This window comes from Saccharothrix espanaensis DSM 44229 (genome assembly GCF_000328705.1).
Classification (GTDB): Bacteria; Actinomycetota; Actinomycetes; order Mycobacteriales; family Pseudonocardiaceae; genus Actinosynnema; species Actinosynnema espanaense.
Window position 1 is genome coordinate 1,622,650 of record NC_019673.1, and the last position, 16,015, is coordinate 1,638,664.

The following is a 16,015-nucleotide window of genomic DNA, read 5'->3' on the forward strand; positions in this document are numbered from 1 at the left end:
TCCCTGTAATTTGTGGGACCGGCATATTCCCGCATGTGAGTGCACTGGAGGCCAATCCGCCAGATCGGGGAGCCGACTAGGCCGTCCGTGCTGCCCGAGACGGCCCGAACAGGTACTTTGCGTTGTGTCGGATGCAGCCGAACCACCCGTTTGCCAGGTTTGCCGCTGGGCTATTCGGAGTCCTTGGGGGAGCGCCGCTAAACGGCACGGAATCGTTCTGCTTTCCCCGTGCGGCCGGCCTGCGGAATCGGCTGAACTTCCGCTGTTTTGCGGTTCCGGTCACCCGCCGTGGTGGTCTAGGCCTATCAGGGGGTTACTCGGCTATCAGGTGTGGTCGGCGTCCGATGGGGTGTGGATCAGGGGCCGAAATTCGGGTTTAACCCATTGTTCACCAAACTCGCGCCCCATCCCGACCGCACGGATCGGGTTTCGCCCTGGGCTGATCGGGTGGTCAATCATGCGTTCGGCCGCATATGGCACGCTGATAGGTGTGTCGTCCCGGCTGCTGCTGCCCGCGGTGCTGGTGGTCGCCGCGCTGACCGCGGCCACCGGCGCACTGGCCCGCGAGGTCTACCAACGCCCCGCGCAGGCGGTCGGCGACCGCATCGCCCTGCCGTCCGACTCGTCCCCCGTGCCGCGCGCCGACCAGCCCGGCAGCCCCACCGTGCAGCGCAGCCCGGACGCCGCCCTGCACCCGGACGGCGAACGCGTCCGAGCCCTGCTCCAGCGCTACTTCGACGCCATCAACGCCCGCGACTACGACCAGTGGGCCACCACCGTCACCACCGAACGGGTCGCCCGCACCCCGCGCGCCCGCTGGGAGTCCGACTACGAGACCACCCGCAACGGCACCATCCTGGTGCACCGCGTGGAAACCGTGTCACCGACCCGGGTGCGCGTGCTGATGACGTTCGTCAGCACCCAGGCCCTGGCCAAGGCCCCCGCCGACCTGCAAGCCGACTGCATCCGCTGGCGGGTCGTCTACCCCGTCCAAGAGGAAGCAGGCAACCTGCGCGTCGACTTCGGCACCGAGGGCTCCAGCTCCCAGTTCACCGCCTGCTGACCCCAAGAACCCAGCCGACATCCCGCCCGACGCCCACCACCCAGACCTGCGGCACCTTCCCAGACGACCGGATCATCGCCGACACCATCAGGCCCATCAGGCCCGTCCGGTCCATCCGGCAACTCCGCAAAGCCGTACGCCCGACCGACCCTCAGGTCGCTCGGGCGCTGGTGGACAGGGACAGATCAGCCGTTGGTGAAGACCAGGGACACGTTGTGCCCGCCGAACCCGAACGAGTTGTTCACCGCCGCGACCAGGTCGATCTTGCGCGGTTCGCCGGTGACCACCTCCAACTGCACCTTCGGGTCCTGGTTCTCCAGGTTCAGCGTCGGCGGCACGACGCCGTCGCGCACCGAGAGCAGCGTGGTGATCGCCTCCACCGCGCCGGACGCGCCGAGCAGGTGACCGTGGTTGCCCTTCGGCGCGGTCAGCACCGGGTGGTCGCCGATCGCCCGGCGCACGGCCAGCGGCTCGATCACGTCGCCCACCTGGGTGGACGTGGCGTGGCAGTTGACGTGGCCCACGTCGGACGCGTCGACACCCGCGTTGCGCAGCGCCGTCGCGATCGCCCGCGACTGGCCCAGGCCCTCCGGGTCGGCCGCCGTGATGTGGTGGCCGTCGGAGCTGGTGCCGATGCCCGCGAGCGTGCCGTAGACCCGGGCACCGCGGGCGCGGGCGAAGTCGCCGCGCTCCAGCACCAGGATCCCGGCGCCCTCGCCGAGCACGAAGCCGTCCCGGTTGACGTCGAACGGGCGGGAGGCCCGCTCGGGCTCGTCGTTGCGGGTGCTCATGGTCCGGGCCTGGATGAAGCCCGCCATGGTGATCGTGGTGATGCACGCCTCCGCGCCGCCCGCCACGACCACGTCGGCCTCGCCGGCGCGCAGCATCCGCCACGCCCAGGCCAGGGCCTCGGCGCCGGACGCGCACGCCGAGACCGGGGCGTGCACCCCGGCCCGCGCCTTCAGGTCCAGGCCGACGTGCGCGGCCGGGCCGTTGGGCATGAGCATGGGCACGGTCAGCGGGGACACCTTGCGCAGCCCCGAGGCCTCGATCAGGTCGTCCTGGTCCAGCAGCGTCATCGCGCCGCCGATGCCGGTGCCGACGACCACGCCGAGCCGCTCGGGCTCGACCCCGTCGTCACCGAGCCCGGAGTCCGCCCACGCCTGGCGGGCGGCGACCACCGCGACCTGCTCGCAGCGGTCCAGTCGGCGCGCCTCGACGCGCGGCAGGATCTCGGTCGGTTCGACCGCCAGCCGCGCGGCGATCCGCACGGGCAGCTCGAACCGCTCCACCCAGTCCGTCACCAGCGGCTTCACGCCACTGCGGCCGGCGAGCAGAGCATCCCAGGTGGAGGCGACGTCGCCACCGAGCGGGGTGGTGGCACCCAGCCCGGTGACGACGACGTCGTTGACAGTGGTCATGCGTTGCTGGCGATGTAGTTCACCGCATCGCCCACGGTCTTGAGGTTGGCCAGCTCGTCGTCCGGGATCTTCACGCCGAACTTGTCCTCGGCCTGCACGGCGATCTCCACCATGGACAGCGAGTCGATGTCCAGGTCGTCCACAAAGGACTTGTCCACCGTCACGTCGGCCGCCTCGACACCGGCGACCTCCTCGACGATGTCGGCGAGCCCCTTCTGGATGTCCTCGTTGCTCACTGAAAATCCCTTCCTTCTTCTTGCTTCCGCCGGCCGGGCTGTCCCACCGGAGTCTGGTGTCGGGTCACGGCAGTCGGACGACCTGTCCCGCGTAGGACAGGCCGGCTCCGAAGCCGACGAGCAGGGCGACGTCCCCGCTGCGCACCTCGCCCGCCGCGCGCATGTGGTCCAGCGCGAGCGGGATGGAGGCGGAGGAGGTGTTGCCGGAGTCCACGATGTCACGTGCGACCACGAGGTCTTCACGCGCACCCTTGGCGCGCAACCGCTTCGCGATGGCCTCGATGATCCGCAGGTTCGCCTGGTGCGGCACGAAGACGTCCACTTCGGACACCTCGATGCCGGCCAGCTCCACGGCCCGCAGGGCGATCGGCGCGATCTGCGTGGTGGCCCAGCGGAAGACCGACTGGCCCTCCTGGAAGATGAACGAGTGCCGGTCGGGCACCTGGATCATCTCCGAGTGCTCACCGGCGCTGCCCCACGCGACCGGCCCGATGCCGGGTTCGTCGGACGGCCCGACGACCGCCGCGCCCGCCCCGTCGCCGAAGATGATCGCGGTGGACCGGTCGACCGGGTTCACCCAGTCGGTGAGCTTCTCCGCGCCGATCACCAGCACGTGCTTCGCGGTGCCGGCGCGGACCAGGTCGGAGGCCGTGGCCAGGCCGTAGCAGAAGCCCGCGCACGCGGCGTTGAGGTCGAACGCGGCACCGGCCGGCACGCCGAGCCGGTAGGCGACCTGCGCCGCCGCGTTCGGGATCATCGACGGCATGGTGCAGGTCGCGACCAGCACCGCCTCGATGTCGGCGGGTTCGAGGCCCGCGTCCGCGATGGCCTTCGCCCCGGCCGCGACCGTCATGTCGACCAGGAGCTCGTCGGGCTTGGCGAACCGCCGGTTGGCGATCCCGACGCGGTCCCGGATCCACTCGTCGGAGGTGTCCATGGTCTGCGCGAGGTCGTCGTTGCTGACGATGGTCTCGGGCTGGTAGCTGCCCAGCCCCAGGATGCGGGTGCCGGCGGGCCCGGTGCGGGCGGTGAGGGAGGTCATGCGGACGCCTCCAGCAGCTCCACGAGCGCGTCGAGCTGGTCCGGGGTCTTCACTGCCAACGTGGGGGTGCCCTTCAGTTCGCGCTTCGCCAGGCCGGTCAACGTGCCCGCGGGCGGCAGTTCGGCCACCGCGGTCACGGCGCGCGCGCCCAGCGTCGCCTGGCAGGAGTCCCACCGCACGGGGCGGGTCACCTGGGAGATGAGTCGGTTCAGCACGTCGGGGCCGGAGGTCACCACGGCGCCGTCGGCGTTGGAGAGCAGCGGCAGCGCCGGGTCGGCCACCGCGATCGTGGCGGCACGGGCGCGCAGCGCCTCCTCGGCGGGTGCCATGTACTCGGTGTGGAACGCACCCGCGACCTGGAGCTTGCGGATCTTCGCCCGCTCCGGGGGGTTCTCGACCAGCTTGTCCAGCGCGTCCAGCGACCCGGCGGCCACGATCTGCCCCGCGCCGTTGCGGTTCGCGCCGACCAGGCCCAGCTCGTCGAGCCGGGCCAGCACCACGTCCTGCTCGCCGCCGAGCACGGCGGCCATGCCGGTCGGCGCGAGCGCGCAGGCGGCGGCCATCTCGGCCCCCCGCACGGCGGCCAGCGCCACGGCGTCGTCGGTGCTCAGCACGCCGGCGATGGCCGCGGCCGCGAGCTCGCCGACGGAGTGCCCGCCCACCACCGTGTCGACGGGAAGCGGAACCCGGCGGCGCAGCTCCTCGAACGCGAGCAGTGCCAGCGCCACGACCAGCGGCTGGGTGACGGCGGTGTCCTTGATCTCGTCGGCCTCCGCGGTGGTGCCCAGCCGCAGCAGGTCCAGTCCGGTCGCCTCGGACCAGGCCGCGACACGCTCGGCGGCCCCCTCGACGTCGAGCCAGGGGGTGAACATGCCGGGCGTCTGGGACCCCTGTCCGGGGGCGAGGAGCGCGATCACCCGCTCACTGAACACGTTTTCGGCGGTCTCACGGGATGCCGCCACTGACGAAACGAGCGGGCAACGTTTGTAGGGTCTCTACAAACGTGACTCAAAGATGAACGTCGAACGACGTCGCGTGTTGTGGGGCACGGCCCATCCGGGGCCAAATGGGACGTGCGTCGTCCATCACACCTGATCGAGGGTCACCACAACCCGCGAGCCCGCGCCAGGCGTCCCACGGACAGGGCCACGCGGAGCACCAGAGCGTCACGGGGGTCGTTGGCGTTCCTCCCGGTGAGCTCGGTCACCCGGCGAAGCCGGTAACGAACCGTGTTCGGGTGCACGAACAGGCGCCGCGCGCAGGCCTCCAGCACACCCCCCACCTCCAGGAAGGCGTCCACGGTCTCCAGCAGCGCCCCGCCCGACTCCTCCAGGGGGCGGGCGATCCGGTCGACCAGCTGCCACTCCGCCTCCGGGTCGCCCGCCAACGCCCGTTCCGGCAGCAGGTCCAAGGACCGGACCGGTCGGGGGGCGGCGGGCCACCCGACGACGGCACGCAGCCCGGACAGCGCGTCACTGGCGCTGCGGTGGGCGTCCGCGAGACTCGACACCGACGGCCCGGCGACCACCGCCCCGGCCCCGAACGCGTCGGCCAGGCGCACCAGCGCGTCACCGGACTCGGTCTCCCCGCCGAGCACCACCACGAGCCGGGAGCCCTGCACGCTCAACAGCACCGGTCGGGAGATCCGGGCGGCCCGGCTGCGAACCTCGAAGATGACCGCCGGCGGGTCGTCGGACGGCGGATTGCCGACCAGGACGGTCGCCTCCGCGGCCGGGTCCCACCCCAACGCCGTGGCGCGGGACAACAACGACTCCTCGGCGTCCCCACGCACGATCCCGTCGACCACCAGGGCTTCGAGCCGGGCATCCCAAGCCCCCCGGGCCTCCGCCGCCGCCGCATAGGACGTAGCCGCGGAAAAAGCGATCTCCCGCCCGTAGCGCAGCACACCCTCGGTCAACAAAGCCCGCTCGGCATCCCCGTCGGCCAATTTCGGCAACAACTGCTCGAACAACTCCAGGGCGATCCGGACCAACTCGACGGTCTGCCGCAGACTCACCCACCGGGAAAGATCCTTGGGCGCGGACCGGAACGCCTCGGCGGTCAGCCGAATGGCCTGCTGGGGATCGTGCAACCAGGAAACGAACCCGGCCACCCCACTCTGGATGAGCAACAAAACCCCGGCCCGCTGATCGGCGGGCATCCGCCGGAACCAGGGCAGCCGCTCCTCCATCTCGGCAACACTGGCCGCCGCCAGATCCCCGGAAGCCCGCTGCAAAGTCCGCAACGTCCCCCGGGACAACTCCGGCACCACCCCGTCAGACCCGCTCATGCCCACCACGATCGCACGAGCCACCCCACCCCCTCCCGCCACCACCTACAACACCCCCCGACGAGCACAAACCCCCACACCCCAGGCGACACAAACCCCCGCACCCCAGGCGAGCACAAACCCCTACACCCCCAAGGCAAGCCCACACCACGCAAATCCCACCAGCGCGTCGTGTTCTCCCCGTATGGCCTGCGCGCAGCGAACCGCGCTTGAGCAGGTAGTGCAAGCACGCTTTTCGCTTGCACTACCTGCTCAAGGGTGGTTGTCTCCCGACCAGGCCATACGGGGAGAACACGACGCTTTTCCTCCCCCGGCGGCCTGCCCAGCGGCGAGCGTCGCTTTTCGCTTTCAAAAACCAAACCCCGGCCTCTGGCCCCCAACACCATTATCCCACAACACCCCGACACTCACCCTCTCCTCTCCCCGCCCCCGCCTCCGTCCCCGCCTGGCCCGCTCTCCGCCCCCGCGCTCCCGCCCGCTCCCACCCGGCCCCGCGCTTCAGCCAGCTTCGCCGCGTTCCGCCGCGCTTCGCCCCACGCCCGTGCTCCAGCCCCGTAAACGGCGAACTGCATCCGAAACGGGCGAACTGCGTCCGTGACGACATGTCGCACCTGCGACCCGTGACCGTGAACGGCGAATACGAAACGCAACGGCAAACCGCGACGGCGACGCCACCGTGCACGGTGATCATGGGTGTGACTGGGCACCGAGTCGGTAGTCGCCAAGCTGCCCACTCCAACGAGTGACACACCCTGACTCCCCACCCTCAACCGTCCTACCTTCGGGTGGCCATCCGCCATCACCCGGGAGGTTCGCCGTGCGCAGGCACGTGTCAGCCGGCTTGGTCCTAATCACCGCACTGTCCGTCCAACTCCCCGCATCCGCCAACACCGCCGCCAACACCGCCGCCAACACCGCCGCCAACACCGCCGCCAACACCGCCGCTACCACCACCGCCGACACCGCCGCTACCACCACCGCCGACGCGCCCGACCTGACACCGTTCACCACCCAGCAACTGACCTGGACCCCCTGCGAGACCGTCCTCCAATGCGCCGACGTGGTCCTCCCGCTCGACTACAAGAACCCCGCCACCGACCGCATCACCGTGCGCATCAGCCGCCGGCAGGCCACCGACCGGGCCGCCCGGCGCGGCATCCTCGTGCTCAACCCCGGTGGTCCGGGTGGTTCCGGGCTCACGATGCCGTCGTTCCTGGCCCAGTCCGCACCCGCCGCCGTCTACGACCTGATCGGGTTCGACCCGCGCGGTGTCGGTGCGTCGACCGCTCTCAACTGCCGCACGTCACCGGAGTTCGCGACGCCCGACACCCGGCCTTCCGACGCCGACTTCCCGAAGTGGGCCGCCGAGGCGCGGGCCGCGGAGGACTCGTGCCAACGGTCGGGCGGCGCGATCCGGCCGCACATCAACACCGCCAACACCGCGCGCGACCTGGACGTCATCCGCGCGGTCCTGGGGGAGGAGAAGCTCAGCTACCTGGGCTACTCGTACGGCACCTACCTCGGCGCGGTCTACGGCAGCCTGTTCCCGAGCCGGCTGGACCGCAGCGTCCTGGACTCCGCCGTCCACCCCGACTGGGTGTGGCGCGGCCAGTTCCGCGCCCAGGCGATCGCCATGCGCCGCAACGTCGACCAGTGGGCCGAGTGGGTCGCCGCCCGCGACCGCCGGTACTCCCTGGGCAAGTCCGGCTCCGACGTGATGGCCACCGTCGAACGGATCGCCGCCCGGCTGGCCGCCAACCCGACCCCCAGCGACACCCGCACCACCTTCGACGCCGCGATCGGCGTCGGCACGCGCTACCGCCCGCTGTGGGCCGAGCTCGCCGACGCCGTCAACGACCTCAAGGACCCCGCCCCGCCCACCGACGGCGCGCTTTCCCCCGCCGGCACCTCGCCCCTCTCCCTGATGGCGCGTGCCGCACAGGACGAACTGGTCTCCGGCGTGTTCAACACCGTCGTCTGCGAGGTCGACTGGCCGACCGAGATCGACACCTACTACGAGGACATGCGGATCTTCCGCGACCGTTACCCGTACGGGTACGGGGTGGTCCGCGCGGCACCCACGACGTGCACGTACCGTTCCTTCACCCCGCCCGAGCCGCCCGTCCGGCTCCACCGCGACGGGTACCCGATCGGGGTGGTGGTGCAGGCGGAGGGTGACACGCAGACCCAGTACGAGAGCGGTCCGGCGATGGCGTCCCGGCTGGGCCACAGCCTGATCACCGTCAAGGACGAGGGCAAGCACGGCGTCTACGGCAGCAGCAACAAGTGCGTCAACACCGCCGTGAACCGCTACCTGGTGGACGGCATCCTCCCGGGCAGCAGTTCCGAGTGCCCCGGCTCGCCCCGTCCCGACGAAACCAAGCCCGGCACGTCCGGGGTCGCCACCGTCCAGTCCTTTCTGGACGAACGCGGCCTGCTCGCGTGGACCAAACCAGGCGCGCCCCGCCCGCCGCGCCCCCGCCCCTGACCGTCGTCCCGGCGCGCCCGCCCGGTCGCCGCATCCCGGCGACCGGGCTTCGCCCTCCAGGGCTTCGCCCGCCAGGCATCGGACCCGGCCCCGCCCGCCAAACACAGCACCGGGCCTCGCCCGCCAGGAAACGCAGCGGCTCCGCCCACCAGACAAGGCACCGGCTCGCCCGCCAGGCAAGCGATCGGGGCTCCGGCCGGCCCAGCGAGCCGCCGCGCGAAGCCCGGCGACCCCTGCGGCGCCGTGGCGGATCGGGCCGCCGCCGCTCGTGCCCCGAAACCGGAAACGCCCGACGCGCTAGAAGCGCATCGGGCGTTTCCCTCTCCCCGGTCCCCACCGGTGATTCCACTCTGGACTGTCCCGGCGATTCGCGCCACGTCAGTCACTCTTTCGTGCCACTGCTTCAGGTTGCCGGGTGATGCCGCCTGGGAAACGATCTCGTCAAGCAACATCGAACGACTTTGAGGAGGGGCGTCGTGGGCTCCCAGATCACCGATGGGCTCGGGCAGGCGTGGGCGATGATCGCCACGTTCGTACCGAAGCTCCTCGGCTTCCTGCTGGTGCTGTTCGTGGGCTGGCTCATCGCGAAGGCGCTCGCCAAGGGAGTCGGGTTCCTGTTGAAGCGGGTGGGCTTCGACCGCCTGGTGGAGAAGTCGGGCCTGGGCGGCGCCATGGCCCAGTCGCCGATCGACGCGTCCGGCCTGATCGTCAAGATCGTCTACTACTTCGTGCTGCTGATCGCGCTGCAGCTCGCGTTCGGCGTGTTCGGCACCGGCAACGCGGTGAGCGCCCTGCTCAACGACGTGATCGCGTACCTGCCGCGGATCGTCGTGGCGATGGTGCTCGTGCTGGTCGCCGCGGCGATCGGCAAGGCGCTGCGCGGCCTGGTCACCGGCGCGCTCGGCAACCGGCCGTACACCAAGGCGCTCGGCGGCATCACCTACGGCTTCATCGTCGCGCTCGGCGTGATCGCCGCGCTGAACCAGCTCGGCATCGCCGTCTCGGTCACCATGCCGGTGCTGATCACCGTGCTGGCCACGGTGGCCGGCGTCATCGTGATCGGTGTCGGCGGCGGCCTGGTGCGGCCGATGCAGCAGCGGTGGGAGGGCTGGCTCCAGCGGATGCAGCAGGAGACGGCCGGCCACGCCCCCGCGCCGCGCCAGTCGCAGGACCCGGTGGCACCGCCCCGTCCGACGGCCTCCGCGACGGCCCGGCCGACCTCCCGCCAGGGCCCGGTCGACCCGCCGACCCCGCCCGCCGGCATCCAGATGCCGCAGACGGACCGCTGATCCGCCCGTCCGCGAAGTACACGAACAGTTGAACAAGGAGCCCCGCCCATCCCGGGCGGGGCTCCTTGTTCAACGACTGGCCGACCCCGAACTCCCCGCTCTCGCTCTTCGCGACCGGCGGATGTCCGATCGACGGATCAGTCCACGGTCTTCAGCACGTCACCCCAGCTCACGTAGGAGAACCCGGTGGTGGGCAGGTCCCCGGACGCCGGTCGTCGTTCGCCGTCGTGCACGACCAGCAGTCCGCGCCGGAACTCGCCGCCCAGGTCGGCCGTCACGACCTGCGCCCCGTCCGAGTGCTCCACGGAGTCGTTGCCCCGCCCGGCGCCCACCGTGAACGTCCCCGCGTACCGGTTGCGCCCGGTCCGCTCGTAGGCCACGAACCGCGAGTCACCTTGGCTGGACGCCAGCAGGTACCCGTCGCCCACGGTCAGCCCCTCGGCGTCGGCGGTCAGGTGTCGTCCGCCGTACCCAGGGTCGATCCCGGACACCGAGCACTCCTCGGTTTCCGGGTCGTACGTCTGCGGCACGCCGTAGGACCGCACCCGGTCGATCAGCACCGGTGGCCCGAAACCGTCGGCCTGCAACGGGATCCGCCAGATGCCGACGTCCTCCTGCGCCGCGTACAGCACGCCGTGCGCGGAGTCCACGACCATGCCCTCCGGCTGTGGTCCCTCGCCCGGCTCGCCGCACGGCGTCCACGTCGTCCCGTCCGGCAGCGTAAACTGCCGGGGCAGGTCCACAGTGGACACGACGCGCGTGCCGACCGACCCGCCCGCCGCCGGGACAACGTGCAGCAGCGCGACCCGGGTCTCGCTGCGCCGGTTCGTCACCACGACCGGCGTGCGCCCGACGAACCCGGACGCCAGCCCGTACGCCGTGTGCTGCTCGTCCACCTCCGCCTCGGACGCGGAGAACACCGGGCGCGCCGCCGGGTCCGTCACGTCCCGCACCACGGAGGCACCGGCCGCCGACCCGCGACCGTCCACTTCGTACACCCGGATCCGGTCCCGACCCCGGTCGCTGACGAACGCCAGGTCACGGGCCCGTCCGCCGACCAGGACCTTGCTCAGCACGTCCACGTTGTTGAACCGGCCGGGCTTGGCGTCCGGCGTCGGTGCGGCGGGTGCCGGGTAGAGGCCGAGCGTGCGCCCCTTCAGGTCGAACGCGGCCAGCCCGCCCTCCTTCAACGCCCCGAGCACCACGCTGCGCTCGGCGACGCGCGGGTGCACCCAGATGGCCGGGTCGTCCGCGTCCGCGTTCGCGGGCACGCCCGCTCCGTCGTCCACGAACGCACGGGTCTGCGCCACCGGCACAACCACATTCCCCGACCCCGACCCAGCCCCCGATCCGGACCCAGCCCCCCATCCGGACCCAGCCCCCGATCCGGACCCAGCCCCCGATCCGGACCCAGCCCCCGATCCGGACCCAGCCCCCGATCCGGACCCAGCCCCCGATCCGGACCCAGCCCCCGATCCGGACCCAGCCCCCGATCCGGACCCAGCCCCCGATCCGGACCCAGCCCCCGATCCGGACCCAGCCCCCGATCCGGACCCAGCCCCCGATCCGGACCCAGCCCCCGATCCGGACCCAGCCCCCGATCCGGACCCAGCCCCCGATCCGGACCCAGCCCCCGATCCGGACCCAGCCCCCGATCCGGACCCAGCCCCCGATCCGGACCCAGCCCCGGACCCGGGCCCGGCTCCCGCCCCGGACGCCGGGACGGGGACGGCGGCGACAAAGAGAGCAACCAGAGCCAAAGCGACGGTTCTCATGCGGTGGGAAGGTAGGCCCCGGTGATGTACTCCGGCTGAAGTCAAGGTGTCCACGAGGGCTGTGGTCAGCGTTACGTCGGGAATCCGATGACGGGGCCGGGTGTTCCCCGCGAAGAGACGATGGGAGAGCGCGATGCGGGCCCTGATGGACCACGGCTTCACCATGTTCGGCCAGTTCGTGTCTTACGCCGAGTTCATCGGTCAGGTGTTCGCGCTGGTCGTGGTGTACCTGGCGCAACGCCGGACGCTCTGGACGTGGCCCGTGCAGCTCGTCTCCGTCACGCTGCTCTTCGTCGTCTACATGTCCGCCCACCTCGGCGGCACCGCCGCGCGGCAGGTCGTGATCGCGCTGATCACCGTGTACGGCTGGTGGGCGTGGACCCGGCGGCGCGACCCGGTGTTCGGCGTGGTCGTCCGCAAGGGCACGCTCTGGGAGCGGCTGGCCGTGGTGGCGGTCTTCGTCGTCGGCACGACGGGGTTCGCGCTGGCGCTGACGGCGCTGGACGCCTCGCGCGCCCCGTGGCCGGACGCGGCGATCTTCGTCGGCACCGTCCTGGCGTTCGCCCTCCAGGGTCTTGGCCTGGTGGAGTTCTGGCTGGTCTGGCTCGTGGTGGACGCGATCGGCGTCCCGCTGCAACTCGACGCCGGCCTGTACTTCAGCGCCGCCGTCTACTCGGTGTTCGCCGTCCTCGTGGTCCGCGGCTGGATCGACTGGAACCGCGAAGCCAAACGAGCCGCCCTCGCCGCAACCCGCTGACCCCTCCCGCGCTCCGCCTGCCCTCGCGCTCGCCCGACACCGCCCGCGCTCGCCCGACACCGCCCGCGCTCGCCCGACACCGCCCGCGCTCGCCCGACACCGCCCGCGCTCGCCCGACACCGCCCGCGCTCGCCCGACTCGTTCGCCTGACCCCCGTGTTCGCCTGACCTTGCCGGAAGCCGCGAGCGTCGGTGTCCCGCGAACCGGTGCCACGCTGACGAGCGTGGTCAGCGGCCGCTCTTCGCGCGGGTGACGTCGGCCGCGAGCTGTCTCAGCTCCGCCTCCAGCGAGCCCGGGTTGCGCAGACTGGCGTGCACCGCCCCCTGCACCACCCGCGTCACCTCGTCGTAGTGCGCCGACCGCGGCCGGTTGCGGGCGTTCTCGACCGCTGTGCGGAGCACGCCCAGGTGCGGCAGGCGCGCGTTCAGCTCCGGTTCCCGGTACAGCGCGCGCAACGTCGGCGGGTACCCGGCCTGCTCCAGCAGTGCCCGCTGGCTGTCCTCGTCGGTCAGGAACCGGATGAACTTCCGCGCCGTGGCCTGGTGCTTCGAGCACCGCGACACCGCGACGTTCCACCCGCCCAGCGCGCCCGGTCCGGGCAGCGCCGCCATCTTGAACCTGCCCTTGAGCGGCGACGACTCCAGCAGCACCCGCGCGTACGGCCAGTTGCGCAGGAACAGCGCCCGGCCCTCCATGAACTCCTTGAGGCTGTCGGACTCCTTGTAGGTCAGCGCCTCCGGTGGGATCCACCCCTCCTCGACGCCCCGGACCAGCGTGCCGATCCCGGCCCGCACCTCCGGCGAGTCCCAGCGCACGTCGGCGTCGCCCCCGTGCGCCCATATCGCTTCCAGGGCGTTCACCGTCAGCCCCTCGTACCGGTCGAGCTGCCCGACGTACCCGGCCAGCCCGTGCTCCGGGCCCAACCGCTCGGCCATCCGCTCCAGCTCCGGCCACGTCGTCGGCCATCCGAGGCCCTTGCCGGACAGCACGTCGGACCGGTAGTAGAGCACTCCGACGTCGGCCCGCCACGGCACCGCCCACAGCCGACCGCGCTCGTCCACCGTCGAGGCCACGGCCGCCGACAGGTACCGGTCCATCCCGAACTCGTCGGGCGTCAGCGGGGCCAGGTAACCCGATTCGGCGAACTCCGCCGTCCACACCACGTCCAGCGTCATCACGTCGTAGCACTGCGCCTGCACGTCACCCCGTGCGCCGACGAGGTCTTGCGCGCGGGCCATCAGCTGGGCCCGGTAGGCGTCCGTGGGCGACGGCAACGGCAGGTAGGTCACCTGTTGGTGTCGGCCGGCCTGGGCGTTCCACTGGTCCACCCGCAGCTTGATCTGCCGGTTCGACAGGTCCTGGCTGTCCACGAACGTGATCCGCCCTTGGCCGTTGCGCACCGGGTCCACCACCGGCGCGGCACACGCCGCCACCACAACCCCGACCACCACCACCCACCACCACGCGCCCGCACGCTTCCCAAGACCCCGCCAAGCCGCACGCTTCCCGAACCTCCGCGAAGCCACGCGCTCCCCGAACCGCCACCTAGCCACGCGCGCCCCACAATCCGTCCGCCACCAGGTCCAGAGCCCGGTCCACGTCCTGTTCGGCGAAGCAGTTGCCCCGGTACGCGGCCCGGAAGACGCCCAGTTGGCTGACCGCCGAGCACGCCCCGGCCGCGAACCCGACCCCGTACACGGTCACCGGTGAGGCCAGCACCGCCGGGCGTTCCGTCGCGGCCGTCGTGGTGTCGCTGAGGATCACGATCGGCTGGTCCGCCCCGTGTTCGGCGACGCCGCGCTCCACGACGCCCGCCAGCTCGCCGGGCCCGAACGGCAGCAGCCGCACCTCGCCGCGCGGTCCGATCCGCTCGGTGAGGCGCTCGGCCAGCCGTCGCGCCCGCTCCGACCCGTCGACCGCGAGCACCACCCGGGTCGGCCGGTCGGCGGCCTGCCACGCCGCGCGCACCGCCGCCGCGTCCACCCGCACCGGCAGTTCCGGCTGCCGCTCGGGCCGGATGCCGTCGTGCGTCTCGGGCGTCCAGTCCCGGTCGCGGAAGCCGGCGTGCCGGAACGCCTCCTGGGCGGGCGGGTCCAGCAGGTGGTCCCGGAACCGCTCGACCACCGCGTCCCGCCGCACGTTGCGCGGCCGGTCGTGCCGGCCGATCGACACGAACGGGTGGTTCAGGTGCACGGTGCCCTCAGCCGGGTAGACCGGCTGGAGGCAGGTCAGGTCGCGGATCGCCTTCTCCGAGCCGAGCACGGCCAGGTCGGCGGCCGGGCACGCGTCGCCGGGCTCCGCCGCCGTGCGCAGCACCACGTCCCGCAGCCGGCGGGCCACGTCCGGGCCGGCCAGCACCGTCGCGTCCAGCACCTCGCCGCCCAGTTCGGCCCGCGCCAGGGCGACCGCCGCCGCCAGGCCCGCGCCCGTCGTGGCCGCGTCGACCGGCGCGAGGGTCCGGAACGCGGCCAGCTCGCGCCACTCGAACGTGCGGTCCCGTGCCCGGTCCGGGGCGACGCCGAGGACCAGGGGCGAGTACGCCACCGGCCCGCGGTCGGCCAGTTCCACGTCCGTGCGCCCGCTGCCCGCGAGGATGCCGCGCACCTCGTCCACCTCCCACCGGGTGTCCGGCAGCCACACGTGCGGCTCGGGGCTCAGCGCGGCCACGTCGCCGTCCGGCCACCCCCGGCCCAGCGCCGCCACGCTCCACTCGGACACGCCCACCGCGACGTGCGCGTTCACCTGCTTGCACCCGGACGCGTCGAACGTCCGCGACCGGTCCTCGAACTCGGCCACCAGCGTCCGCACCACGTCCGCCTTCTCCTCCGACGTGAGAACGTTGAGCTGCACCGGGTCCGGGCACGGCAGCTCCGGCGCGGGCGCGCCCAGCAGCGCGTCGCAGGACAGCGGGGCGACCAGCAGCACCGCCAGCGCCGGCACCGCCCACCGGATCCGCGGCAGCGCCGGGCGGGTCCGGGCCCGCTGCGGCGTGCGCGGGTGGTCGGGCCGGCCGATCCACGCCGTGCCGTGGACCTCTTTCACGTCCACCGTGACCCGCCGGTACGAGTCCGGGTCGCAGCCCGCGTCCTGCCGGATCACGTCCTGGTAGAACCGGTCGGACACGATCAGCGCCAGCTCGCCCGGCCGGCGCTTGAGCTCCTCGCGCAGCGCGGCGCAGTCCAGCAGCCGGAACGCCAGCACCAGCCCGGCGCCCATCACGCCGTTGCCGTCGTTGAGCACCTCGCCCGCGGTGATCGCGGCGCGCAGCCGGATGCCGGTCTGCGGCCGGAACATCGCGTTGTACCGGCGCAACTGGCCGACCAGGGCGTGCGGCAGCGCGCTGACCACCCGGCTGTTCGGCACCCCGGCGGGCACCAGCACGAACAGCCCGTCGCCGCGGTCCTCGTGGTAGGTGCCGTCCCAGTCGTCGCCCCACGGCACGCCGCACTCGGCGAACGCGGCCTCCAGCGCCCCGTACAGCCCGTGCCGGACCGCCCGCTGCTGGCTGAGGCCGAGCGCGCCGAACCCCGAGACGTCCACCGCCAGCATCGTCCGGTGGACCGCGGGCCGCGGCGTCCCCATTGCCCCCCTCGTCGGAACTCTCCCACCCGATTGTATGACCCGGATCACAGTCGCGCGGGGTGGAACGACGCG

12 protein-coding genes are annotated in these 16,015 nt (G+C 72.3%); 4 read left to right on the top strand and 8 right to left on the bottom strand.

Going from position 1 to position 16,015, the window contains the following annotated elements:
• Positions 1-490 precede the first annotated feature (490 nt).
• A complete protein-coding gene (locus tag BN6_RS07710) occupies positions 491-1,063 on the top strand; it encodes a hypothetical protein (protein WP_051075469.1) in 573 nt (190 codons plus the stop codon).
• A gap of 185 nt (positions 1,064-1,248) precedes the next feature.
• On the opposite strand, the gene BN6_RS07715 is transcribed toward BN6_RS07710, so the two are convergent.
• The 5 genes from BN6_RS07715 to BN6_RS07735 all read right to left on the bottom strand — a co-directional run bounded on the left by BN6_RS07715 (position 1,249) and on the right by BN6_RS07735 (position 6,052).
• Entirely contained in the window at positions 1,249-2,484 is a 1,236-nt protein-coding gene (locus tag BN6_RS07715; protein WP_015099008.1) for a beta-ketoacyl-[acyl-carrier-protein] synthase family protein, read from the bottom strand.
• On the bottom strand, positions 2,481-2,720 hold the full coding sequence (locus tag BN6_RS07720; RefSeq protein ID WP_015099009.1) for an acyl carrier protein: 240 nt from the start codon (positions 2,718-2,720) through the stop codon (positions 2,481-2,483). Before BN6_RS07720 ends, BN6_RS07715 begins: the two co-directional genes overlap by 4 nt.
• Positions 2,721-2,784: 64 nt before the next feature.
• Entirely contained in the window at positions 2,785-3,762 is a 978-nt protein-coding gene (locus BN6_RS07725) for a beta-ketoacyl-ACP synthase III (protein ID WP_015099010.1), read from the bottom strand.
• Positions 3,759-4,679 carry an ACP S-malonyltransferase gene (locus BN6_RS07730; protein WP_041316289.1) on the bottom strand — a complete coding sequence of 307 codons (921 nt, stop codon included), beginning with the start codon at positions 4,677-4,679 and terminating at the stop codon, positions 3,759-3,761. Before BN6_RS07730 ends, BN6_RS07725 begins: the two co-directional genes overlap by 4 nt.
• Before the next feature lie 185 nt (positions 4,680-4,864).
• On the bottom strand, positions 4,865-6,052 hold the full coding sequence (locus BN6_RS07735) for a PucR family transcriptional regulator (RefSeq protein ID WP_041316291.1): 1,188 nt from the start codon (positions 6,050-6,052) through the stop codon (positions 4,865-4,867).
• Between the two features lie 817 nt (positions 6,053-6,869).
• Here BN6_RS07735 and BN6_RS07740 point away from each other — a divergent pair.
• Positions 6,870-8,540 carry an alpha/beta fold hydrolase gene (locus BN6_RS07740; protein ID WP_015099013.1) on the top strand — a complete coding sequence of 557 codons (1,671 nt, stop codon included), beginning with the start codon at positions 6,870-6,872 and terminating at the stop codon, positions 8,538-8,540.
• A 476-nt stretch (positions 8,541-9,016) separates the two neighbouring features.
• On the top strand, positions 9,017-9,829 hold the full coding sequence (locus BN6_RS07745; RefSeq protein WP_015099014.1) for a mechanosensitive ion channel family protein: 813 nt from the start codon (positions 9,017-9,019) through the stop codon (positions 9,827-9,829).
• Positions 9,830-9,966: 137 nt separating this feature from the next.
• On the opposite strand, the gene BN6_RS07750 is transcribed toward BN6_RS07745, so the two are convergent.
• Positions 9,967-11,139, bottom strand: coding sequence for a phytase (locus BN6_RS07750; RefSeq protein WP_148303256.1), 1,173 nt, complete (start codon positions 11,137-11,139; stop codon positions 9,967-9,969).
• A 598-nt stretch (positions 11,140-11,737) separates the two neighbouring features.
• Here BN6_RS07750 and pnuC point away from each other — a divergent pair.
• Positions 11,738-12,361: a nicotinamide riboside transporter PnuC gene (pnuC, locus tag BN6_RS07755; RefSeq protein WP_015099016.1), complete on the top strand. Its 624-nt coding sequence runs from the start codon at positions 11,738-11,740 to the stop codon at positions 12,359-12,361.
• A gap of 227 nt (positions 12,362-12,588) precedes the next feature.
• On the opposite strand, the gene BN6_RS07760 is transcribed toward pnuC, so the two are convergent.
• Together BN6_RS07760 and BN6_RS41670 are read right to left on the bottom strand one after the other, a co-directional pair.
• Complete coding sequence (locus BN6_RS07760) at positions 12,589-13,812, bottom strand: ABC transporter substrate-binding protein (RefSeq protein WP_148302768.1); 1,224 nt, start codon at positions 13,810-13,812, stop codon at positions 12,589-12,591.
• Between the two features lie 94 nt (positions 13,813-13,906).
• Positions 13,907-15,943, bottom strand: a complete 2,037-nt coding sequence (locus BN6_RS41670) for a substrate-binding domain-containing protein (RefSeq protein ID WP_015099018.1) — start codon at positions 15,941-15,943, stop codon at positions 13,907-13,909.
• Positions 15,944-16,015: the final 72 nt, after the last annotated feature.

Bases quoted from the DNA above. Each gene is read 5' to 3' on its own strand.
- BN6_RS07715 (WP_015099008.1), bottom strand. From the start codon at position 2,484: ATGACCACTGTCAACGACGTCGTCGTCACCGGGCTGGGTGCCACCACC.
- pnuC (WP_015099016.1), top strand. From the start codon at position 11,738: ATGCGGGCCCTGATGGACCACGGCTTCACCATGTTCGGCCAGTTCGTG.
- BN6_RS41670 (WP_015099018.1), bottom strand. From the start codon at position 15,943: ATGGGGACGCCGCGGCCCGCGGTCCACCGGACGATGCTGGCGGTGGAC.
- BN6_RS07735 (WP_041316291.1), bottom strand. From the start codon at position 6,052: ATGAGCGGGTCTGACGGGGTGGTGCCGGAGTTGTCCCGGGGGACGTTG.
- BN6_RS07725 (WP_015099010.1), bottom strand. From the start codon at position 3,762: ATGACCTCCCTCACCGCCCGCACCGGGCCCGCCGGCACCCGCATCCTG.